At 66.6% G+C, this 8,467-nt stretch carries 8 protein-coding genes and 1 tRNA gene; 6 read left to right on the top strand and 3 right to left on the bottom strand.

What is annotated here, in order from left to right; all coding sequences use genetic code 11:
• Positions 1–9 precede the first annotated feature (9 nt).
• Positions 10–672 carry a vitamin K epoxide reductase family protein gene (locus GOALK_RS22875; RefSeq protein ID WP_006361225.1) on the bottom strand — a complete coding sequence of 221 codons (663 nt, stop codon included), beginning with the start codon at positions 670–672 and terminating at the stop codon, positions 10–12.
• A gap of 197 nt (positions 673–869) precedes the next feature.
• Between GOALK_RS22875 and GOALK_RS22870 the strand changes: the two genes are divergently transcribed.
• The 4 genes from GOALK_RS22870 to GOALK_RS22855 are packed head-to-tail and all read left to right on the top strand — an operon-like array spanning position 870 to position 4,613.
• Positions 870–1,514, top strand: a complete 645-nt coding sequence (locus GOALK_RS22870; RefSeq protein WP_035750881.1) for an ABC transporter permease — start codon at positions 870–872, stop codon at positions 1,512–1,514.
• Entirely contained in the window at positions 1,511–2,836 is a 1,326-nt protein-coding gene (locus tag GOALK_RS22865; RefSeq protein WP_006361223.1) for an ATP-binding cassette domain-containing protein, read from the top strand. The genes GOALK_RS22870 and GOALK_RS22865 overlap by 4 nt, the downstream gene beginning before the upstream one ends.
• A complete protein-coding gene (locus tag GOALK_RS22860) occupies positions 2,833–3,648 on the top strand; it encodes an ABC transporter permease (protein WP_006361222.1) in 816 nt (271 codons plus the stop codon). The genes GOALK_RS22865 and GOALK_RS22860 overlap by 4 nt, the downstream gene beginning before the upstream one ends.
• Positions 3,645–4,613, top strand: a complete 969-nt coding sequence (locus GOALK_RS22855; RefSeq protein WP_006361221.1) for a glycine betaine ABC transporter substrate-binding protein — start codon at positions 3,645–3,647, stop codon at positions 4,611–4,613. Before GOALK_RS22860 ends, GOALK_RS22855 begins: the two co-directional genes overlap by 4 nt.
• 22 nt (positions 4,614–4,635) lie before the next feature.
• On the opposite strand, the gene GOALK_RS22850 is transcribed toward GOALK_RS22855, so the two are convergent.
• Together GOALK_RS22850 and GOALK_RS22845 are read right to left on the bottom strand one after the other, a co-directional pair.
• Positions 4,636–4,707: transfer RNA gene (locus tag GOALK_RS22850), tRNA-Gln, on the bottom strand.
• 119 nt (positions 4,708–4,826) lie between these two features.
• A complete protein-coding gene (locus tag GOALK_RS22845; RefSeq protein ID WP_006361220.1) occupies positions 4,827–5,582 on the bottom strand; it encodes an SDR family oxidoreductase in 756 nt (251 codons plus the stop codon).
• Between the two features lie 278 nt (positions 5,583–5,860).
• Here GOALK_RS22845 and glmU point away from each other — a divergent pair, with 278 nt between their 5' ends.
• Both glmU and GOALK_RS22835 read left to right on the top strand, forming a co-directional pair.
• Positions 5,861–7,324, top strand: a complete 1,464-nt coding sequence (gene glmU / locus GOALK_RS22840) for a bifunctional UDP-N-acetylglucosamine diphosphorylase/glucosamine-1-phosphate N-acetyltransferase GlmU (protein ID WP_035750880.1) — start codon at positions 5,861–5,863, stop codon at positions 7,322–7,324.
• A gap of 81 nt (positions 7,325–7,405) precedes the next feature.
• Positions 7,406–8,383 carry a ribose-phosphate diphosphokinase gene (locus GOALK_RS22835; protein ID WP_006361218.1) on the top strand — a complete coding sequence of 326 codons (978 nt, stop codon included), beginning with the start codon at positions 7,406–7,408 and terminating at the stop codon, positions 8,381–8,383.
• The last annotated feature ends 84 nt before the right edge of the window (positions 8,384–8,467 follow it).

Below are 8,467 nucleotides of genomic sequence, written 5' to 3'. Positions count from 1 at the left end.
TCCCCGCCCTCAGTACAAGCTCGACCAGTACGACCAGAACCGGATGGCGATGAGCACGATCACGAGCCCCACGGCGAGGACCAGGATCAGGGCGTGGCTACGGGCGACCGCGAGCGCCGCCCCGGATCGCGAGGTCAGTCCGCTCGCATGGAGGTTGCGCACGCTGACGAAGACGAAGATCGGCAGGGTCGCCGCCCACACGACCATGCAGTACGGGCACAGTGCGCCGATCGAGTAGAGGCTCGAGTAGATCAGCCAGCAGATGAAGGCCATCGCCAAGGTCACACCGACCTGCAGACCCGCCCAGTACCAGCCCGCGAGACGTGCACCCGCGAGGATCGCCACGCCGGTGGTGATCACCACCGCGAATCCCGCGATGCCGAGCAGCGGGTTCGGGAACCCGAACAGGGCAGCCTGCGGCTTGGCCATCACCGAACCGCAGCTCAGGACCGGATTGAAGTTGCACGACGGCACGTAGTCGGGGTTCTTGAAGAGTTCGATCCGTTCGACCGTCAGCACGAACGACGCCACGAACCCGATCGCGCCGCCGACGCTCAGGACCCAGGCGACGATCCGCGTCCAGGAACGGACGGCTTCGGCCAGAAGGGCCCGGTCGTCCGGATCGAGCTCTGCTGTGGTCGGTGTTGCATCGGCGGGGGCGCTCTCACTCACCCATCCAGGATGACACTGCCCGACGTGGTCACCGACGGTCGGCGTGCACCGAATCGTGCCGACTCTGCACCGGCCGCAACCGGTGGAGGGTTATCCGCCCACGGTGAGGGTAAAGGCACGCGTGATCGGACAAACGTCGGCACCGGCCCACGCCGATGCGTAATGTCGGATTCACCAACGGGGATGGGAACACAACCGTGCAATTGTGGGATTACATCGGCGACAACGCTCGCTCTCTCACGTTCTTGACATATCAACACGCGTCGCTGTCATTCCAGACCGTGCTCGTCGGCACCCTCGTCGCCATCGCGGTCGCCGCGCTCGTCTACCGGCTTCCGCTGGCCGCCGCGCTCACGCTGACGTCTAGTCGTGTGGCACTGACGATTCCGTCGCTCGCCCTGCTCGCGCTGCTGATCGTCCCGTTCGGGCTCGGCGTGACACCATCGTTCCTGATGCTGGCGTTCTTCGCGATGCTGCCGGTGATCGGCAACGCGGTGGTCGGCTTGCGGTCGGTGCCGCCCGCGGTCGTCGAATCGGCCCGCGGCATCGGGCTTTCGCGGTGGCGCATCCTGCTGACGGTCGAACTACCGATCGCCTGGCCGGTGATCCTGACCGGAATCCGGGTGTCCACACAGATGATCGTGGGCGTCGCGGCGATCGTCGCCTACGTCCTCGGCCCCGGCCTCGGATCACTGATCTTCAACGGGCTCGCACGGCTCGGCGGCGCAAACGCCCTCGAATCAGCGCTGGCCGGAACGCTTCTCATCGTCGTCATCGCGCTCGTCTTCGACGCTCTCCTGGTTCTGCTCGGCCGACTCACCATCTCCAAGGGACTCTCATGACCGACTCCACCACCGCCCCGCCGTCGAAATCCTCGGCAGGCCAACCGTCGTCCGGCGCGAACGGTCGCGTCGTCACCGGCGAATCGATCCGTCTCGAAGGCGTCGTCAAGCGCTACCGGGGCCAGACCAAGCCTGCGGTCGCGCAACTCGACCTCGAGATCGACGCCGGTGACATCGTCGCCTTCGTCGGCCCGTCGGGCTGCGGCAAGACGACGACCCTGAAGATGATCAACCGGCTCATCGAGCCCACCGAGGGTCGTATCTACATCGGCGGGCGTGACGTGACCGCGGAGAACCCGGACAAGCTGCGCCAGTCCATCGGTTACGTCATCCAGTCCGGCGGGCTCTTCCCCCACTGGTCGGTCAGCAAGAACATCGGCACCATCCCGCGAATCCTCAAGTGGGACAAGAAACGCATCGCCGAGCGCACCGAATACCTCATGGACCTGGTCGGACTCGACGCCGCGACCTTCGCCGACCGTCTGCCCAAGGACATGTCGGGCGGTCAGCAGCAGCGCGTCGGTGTGGCCCGTGCTCTGGCGGCCGACCCGCCCGTCCTGCTGATGGACGAGCCGTTCGGTGCCGTCGACCCGATCACGCGAGCCCGCCTGCAGGACAAGCTCATCGCCATCCAGCACGAACTGGGCAAGACGATCGTCATCGTCACCCACGATTTCGAAGAGGCAACCAAACTCGGCGACAAGGTCCTGATCCTCTCCGAGGGCGGGCACATCGAACAGTTCGCCCCGCCAGAAGAGATCCTCGCCAACCCGGCCAGCCCGTTCGTCGAGGAGTTCGTCGGTTCCGGTGCGACACTGGCTCACCTGACCCTCACCCGCGTACGCGATGTCGAGATCCGCCAGGTGGTCACCGCCCGCGTCGGCGAAGGGTCCGGCACCGTGGTGAACCGCGCCCGAGCCGCCGGCGAGGACTGGCTGGTCGTCGTCGACGAACACGGCCGGCCGCGAGCCTGGCCCAGCATCGCGGAGGTCTCCGCCAAACCCGAGGTGTCGGATTACCTCGACCCGCGCCTACCGGTCGTCGCACAGTCGTCGACGCTCAACGACGCGCTCGACTCGATGCTCGCGACCAGCCAGGGCGGCGTCCTCGTCACCGACGGACGCGGCGCGGTCATCGGCGCGCTGAACATCGCGTCCGTGATGGAGGCCATCCGCGGACAGCTCGCGGATGTCCGCGACGACGACCACGTCGGCTATCTCGACCACACCGAGGGGTCCGCACCTGTCGACACACCGGTCATCGCAGCCGAGGACGAGTCGTCCGCCGCCGACACGGCCGACGAACCGAGCGCCGAACGATGACCTCCGTCGCCGACGAGTCCGCGCGGGTCACCGCGGCAGCAGAGGCACCGGTCCAACCACCTCGGAGCGGTTTCCGACGCCGGTTCGCGAAGCTGCCCATCGACGTCTGGTTCGAACCGCTGGTCATCATCGTCATCGGCGTCGGGTTCCTGATCTGGTATCAGCGCACGACGTTCACCTCCACCGAGAGCGCCTCGATGGCATGGCCGGCGCTCCGAGCGACCATCCTCGACCACATCGAGCTCACGCTCGTCGCCACCGTGATCGTCGTGTGTATCGCCATCCCGCTCGGCATCGCACTGACCCGACCATCCCTCAAGTGGCTCAACCCGATTGCGGTCAACATCGCCAACATCGGGCAGGCCGCTCCCGCCATCGGCCTGCTGGTGCTGTTCACGTTCTGGCTCGGCACCGGTTTCAACACGGCGGTCATCGGTCTCGTCGTCTACGCGGTGCTCCCGATCCTGCAGAACACGATCGTCGGCCTCCGGCAGGTCGACCAGCGCACGGTCGAGGCCTCCCGCGGCATCGGATTGTCCGCGGTGCGAACGCTTTTCCAGGTCGAGTTGCCGCTCGCGGTGCCGGTCATCCTGAACGGTGTGCGCACGGCGCTGGTGATCCTGGTCGGCACGGCGACCCTGAGTACGTTCATCGGCGCGACGAGCCTCGGCACGCTCATCACCACCGGTATCACCCTGTTCCTGCCGAAACTGCTGGTCGCCGGCGCGGTGCTCGTCGCACTGCTGGCGATGACGATCGACTGGCTCGGACGGCTCGTCGAGTTGGCCGCGACACCGCGGGGGATCTCATGAGAAAGTCCGTCCTGGCCGTCTTCACGGCGATACTCATGGTCGTGGTCGCAGGCTGCGGGCTGGTCAGCTCGTCGGGCACCTTCCGCGAGGCATTCCTCGCCGACGGCTCGACGCCCTTGGAGGGTACCGAGATCCGGGTGACGTCGAAGAATTTCAGTGAATCGGTGCTGCTGGGCAAGATCACCGCGACCTACCTCGGCGCGGCGGGGGCGTCGGTCAAGGATCTGACGAACGCACCGGGTTCGATGTCGTCGCGCCAGGCACTCCTCAACGGCGACGCCGACATCCTCTGGGAGTACACCGGAACCGCCTGGCAGACCTACCTCGGCGAGACCGAGACGATCTCCGACCCGAACGAGCTGTGGAAACGGGTCCGCGACGCCGATCGCGCCAACGGCGCCGAGTGGTTGCCGCCCGCGGCGTTCAACAACACCTACGCGTTCGCGGCGTCGGCACCAACGGCCAAACGTCTCAACGTGAAGACGATGTCGGACATCGCGAACCTGCCGGTGTCGGAGCGGACGTTCTGCATCAACGACGAGTTCCTGAGCCGCGCCGACGGAATGATCCCGATGCTGGAGGCCTACGGAATCCCGCTGGGCACGCCCGATGGCGTACCGAAGGACAACGTGACAGTCATGGACTCCGGGGTCGTCTACACCTCGACGGCGCGCAGCGAACCGTGCAACTTCGGCATGGTGTATTCCACCGACGGCCGGATCAAGAACCTCGATCTCGCGGTACTCACCGACGACCGGAAGTTCTTCCTGCCGTACAGCGGTTGCGTGGTCTTGAGCACGCGCCTCAACAAGGAGGCTCCCCAGATCGCCGAACTCATGGCACCGGTGTCTGCGAAGCTCACCGACTCGGTGATGCAGGAACTCAACGGCCGCATCGACATCGACGGTGAGGACCCCGCCGACGTCGCCTACGACTGGTTGCAGGCCGAGGGCTTCGTCGCCTAGCGGCGCACACACTTCGCAAGAGCTCCCCCACCAGGACTCGAACCTGGAATGCCTGAACCAAAATCAGAAGTGTTGCCGATTACACCATGGGGGAATACTGCGCTGACGATTGTGCCACAGCGCTCCGGCGGCGACGTGACGCCACCGGTCGACCTCATTCCGACTCCCAGACTTCGATCGAAGTCTGGGAGTCGAGACGACGTCTGTAAGTCGTCAGTCCTTCGGGCCGCCGGCGACGTAGACGACCTGACCGGAGACGAAGCCCGCACCCTCGCTGATGAAGAACGACGCGGTGTGGGCGATGTCCTCGGGGACGCCGACGCGGTTCACCGGGATCTGGCTGGCCGCGGCCTTCTTGAAGTCCTCGAAGGGCACGCCGACACGCTCGGCGGTGGCGGCGGTCATCTCGGTCTCGATGAAGCCGGGAGCGATGGCGTTGGCGGTGACGCCGAACTTGCCCAGCTCGATGGCCAGCGTCTTGGTGAAGCCCTGCATGCCGGCCTTGGCGGCCGAGTAGTTGACCTGGCCGCGGTTACCGAGGGCCGAGGTGCTCGACAGGTTGACGACGCGGCCCCAGCCGGCGTCGACCATGTACTTCTGGGCGGCCTTGGTGACGTTGAAGGCACCTCGCAGATGGACGGCCATGACGGCGTCCCAGTCGTCGACGGTCATCTTGAACAGCAGGTTGTCGCGGGTGATGCCGGCGTTGTTGACGACGACGGTCGGCGCACCGAGCTCGGCGGCGACCTTCTCAACGGCCGCGTTCACCGACGCCTCGTCGGCGACGTTCGCGCCCACGGCGATGGCCTTGCCGCCCTTGTCGGTGATGGCCTTGACGGTGTCGGCGCAGGCATCGGCGTCGAGGTCCAGGACGGCCACGGCCAGGCCGTCGTCGGCGAGTCGCTTGGCCACGGCAGCACCGATGCCCCGTGCCGCGCCGGTGACGATCGCGGTCTTCTGCGTGCTCATTAATACCTCCGTTGGTCAGGTGTGCGGGCCGGGTCACCCGGCCCGCGCTGGTCCGCTCCCCGCCTGCGCGTCGAAGCCGAACGCCCATGGCGCACCGATCGAACGCTCGGGGAATCGCGGTCCCTTGTGTTCTATCAGGTGACGTCGACAGACGTGTGTTCCATCACGTGACAGCGTCGCATTCAGCGAGAACGGTACGGCGCGTTATTACACCGCCGTACCGGTGCGTAGGATCGCACCCGACGTGAACACCGATGAAGGAAGAGGGTGGGCATTCGATGTCGGGAACGTCGCCATCTGTGGCCGTGATCGTGCTGGCCGCGGGTGCCGGTACCCGGATGAAGTCCAAGACCCCCAAAATCCTCCACACGATTGCCGGCCGATCCCTCCTGGGTCACTCACTCCACGGCACGTCGGGTATCGATCCCGAGCACCTCGTCGTCGTGGTCAGCCATGAGCGTGAACGGGTCTCCGCGGCCGTCGCCGACATCGCCGCCGCGCTGGGCCGCGACATCGCGATCACCGAGCAGGACGAGCCGCGCGGAACCGGCGACGCCGCCCGCGTCGGACTGACCGGACTCCCCGAAGACTTCGCCGGAACCGTCATCGTCACCGCGGCCGACGTCCCGCTCCTCGACGCCGACACCCTCCGCGGGCTCATCGACACCCACACCGCCGACGGCGGCGCCGCGGTCACCCTCACCAGCTTCATCGCCGACGACCCGACCGGCTACGGGCGGATCATCCGCGCCGACGACGACTCCGTGCGCGCCATCGTCGAGCACAAGGACGCGACCGAAGAACAGCGTGCGATCACCGAGGTCAACGCCGGTGTCTACGCCGTCGACGCCGCCGCGCTGCGGGACGGGCTCTCGAAGCTGTCGACCGACAACGTGCAGGGCGAGTTCTACCTCACCGACATCGTCGAGATCGCGCGCGACGCGGGCCAGGCCGTCCGCGGTTTCACCGTTGCGGACCCCGTCCTCGTCGCCGGCTGCAACGACCGCGCACAGCTCGCCGACCTCGGCGCCGAACTCAACCGCCGGATCATCCGCCGCCATCAGGTCGACGGCGTCACCGTCGTCGATCCGGCCACCACCTGGATCGACGTCGACGTGACGATCGAGCCGGATGTGCGGATCGAACCCGGCACGCAGCTCTACGGCCGCACCCACATCGCCGCCGACGCGGTCGTCGGGCCCGACACCACGCTCACCGACGTCACGATCGGCGAAGGCGCCCACGTCATCCGCACCCACGGCAGCGACGCCGTCATCGGCGGCAACGCCTCGGTCGGCCCGTTCGCCTACCTGCGACCGGGAACCGTGCTCGGCGTCGCCGGCAAGATCGGCACCTTCGTGGAGACCAAGAACTCGACGATCGGCGACGGTTCCAAGGTCCCCCACCTCACCTACGTCGGCGACGCCACGATCGGCGAGCACACGAACATCGGCGCGTCGAGCGTCTTCGTCAACTACGACGGCGTGAACAAGTACCGCACGGTGATCGGCGACCATTGCCGCACCGGCTCGGACAACATGTTCGTCGCCCCGGTGAGCATCGGCGACGGGGCATACACCGGAGCCGGAACCGTCGTGCGGCAGAATGTACCGCCGGGAGCCCTCGCGGTCTCGGCGGGAACACAACGTGTCATCGAGGACTGGGTCGTGCGCAAACGGCCCGACACCGCGGCGGCACGCGCGGCACTCGAGGCACGCGACAAGAACTCCGGGTCCGCATAACGGACCCGAGCAGTCCTGCCGTTCACGGCAGGTAGCCCAACTGATCGACCCATAGATCGACCGAACGGACAGAAGAGTTTCATGACCTGGACCACCGACAACCAGAAGAACCTGATGCTGTTCTCTGGTCGTGCCCACCCCGAACTGGCTGAAGCAGTCGCCGACGAACTGGGCATCAAGGTGACCCCCCAGACGGCACGCGACTTCGCCAACGGCGAGCTGTTCGTCCGTTTCGAGGAGTCCGTCCGCGGCTCGGACGCGTTCGTGCTGCAGAGCTGCCCCTACCCGCTGAACCAGTGGGTCATGGAAGCCCTGATCATGATCGACGCACTCAAGCGCGGTTCGGCCAAGCGCATCAGCGTGATCCTGCCGTTCTACCCCTACGCCCGCCAGGACAAGAAGCACCGCGGACGCGAGCCCATCTCGGCCCGCCTCATCGCCGACCTGCTCAAGACCGCGGGCACCGACCGCATCATCACGGTCGACCTGCACACCGATCAGATCCAGGGCTTCTTCGACGGTCCGGTCGACCACATGCACGCCCTCGGCCAGCTCGCCGGCTACGTCTGCGACAACTACGGCACCGACAACATCACCGTCGTCTCGCCCGACTCCGGTCGTGTGCGCGTCGCCGAGAAGTGGGCCGACGCCCTCAGCGGCGCTCCCCTGGCCTTCATCCACAAGACCCGCGACCCGCTGGTTCCCAACCAGGTCAAGTCGAACCGCGTGGTCGGTGAGGTCGAGGGACGCACCTGCGTCCTGATCGACGACATGATCGACACCGGTGGCACCATCGCCGGCGCGGTCCGCGTGCTCAAGGAGGCCGGTGCCGGCGACGTCATCATCGCGACCACCCACGGCGTCTTCTCCGACCCGGCGGCCGAGCGTCTCGCCGGCTGCGGCGCCAAGGAGGTCATCGCGACCGACACGCTGCCCATCCCGGCCGAGAAGCGTTTCGAGAACCTCACCGTCCTGTCGATCGCCCCGCTGCTCGCGCAGACGATCCGCGAGGTCTTCGAAAATGGTTCGGTCACAAGCCTGTTCGACGGCATCGCCTAGTCTTTCGATTCCCTCTCACCACGGCGCCCGGATGTTCTCACGAACATCCGGGCGCCGTGGTTTTTGTCGTCGTCGGCTCCTTAG

It is taken from the genome of Gordonia alkanivorans NBRC 16433 (genome assembly GCF_000225505.1).
In the GTDB taxonomy this organism is placed as follows: domain Bacteria; phylum Actinomycetota; class Actinomycetes; order Mycobacteriales; family Mycobacteriaceae; genus Gordonia; species Gordonia alkanivorans.
The sequence above is the reverse complement of the archived record's forward strand: the minus strand, read 5'-3'. Positions and strand labels throughout refer to the sequence as shown.

What these genes read in the sequence shown, in the direction of transcription:
- GOALK_RS22865 (WP_006361223.1), top strand. Translation starts at nt 1,511, where the DNA reads ATGACCGACTCCACCACCGCCCCGCCGTCGAAATCCTCGGCAGGCCAA.
- GOALK_RS22860 (WP_006361222.1), top strand. Translation starts at nt 2,833, where the DNA reads ATGACCTCCGTCGCCGACGAGTCCGCGCGGGTCACCGCGGCAGCAGAG.
- GOALK_RS22855 (WP_006361221.1), top strand. Translation starts at nt 3,645, where the DNA reads ATGAGAAAGTCCGTCCTGGCCGTCTTCACGGCGATACTCATGGTCGTG.
- GOALK_RS22845 (WP_006361220.1), bottom strand. Translation starts at nt 5,582, where the DNA reads ATGAGCACGCAGAAGACCGCGATCGTCACCGGCGCGGCACGGGGCATC.
- glmU (WP_035750880.1), top strand. Translation starts at nt 5,861, where the DNA reads ATGTCGGGAACGTCGCCATCTGTGGCCGTGATCGTGCTGGCCGCGGGT.
- GOALK_RS22835 (WP_006361218.1), top strand. Translation starts at nt 7,406, where the DNA reads ATGACCTGGACCACCGACAACCAGAAGAACCTGATGCTGTTCTCTGGT.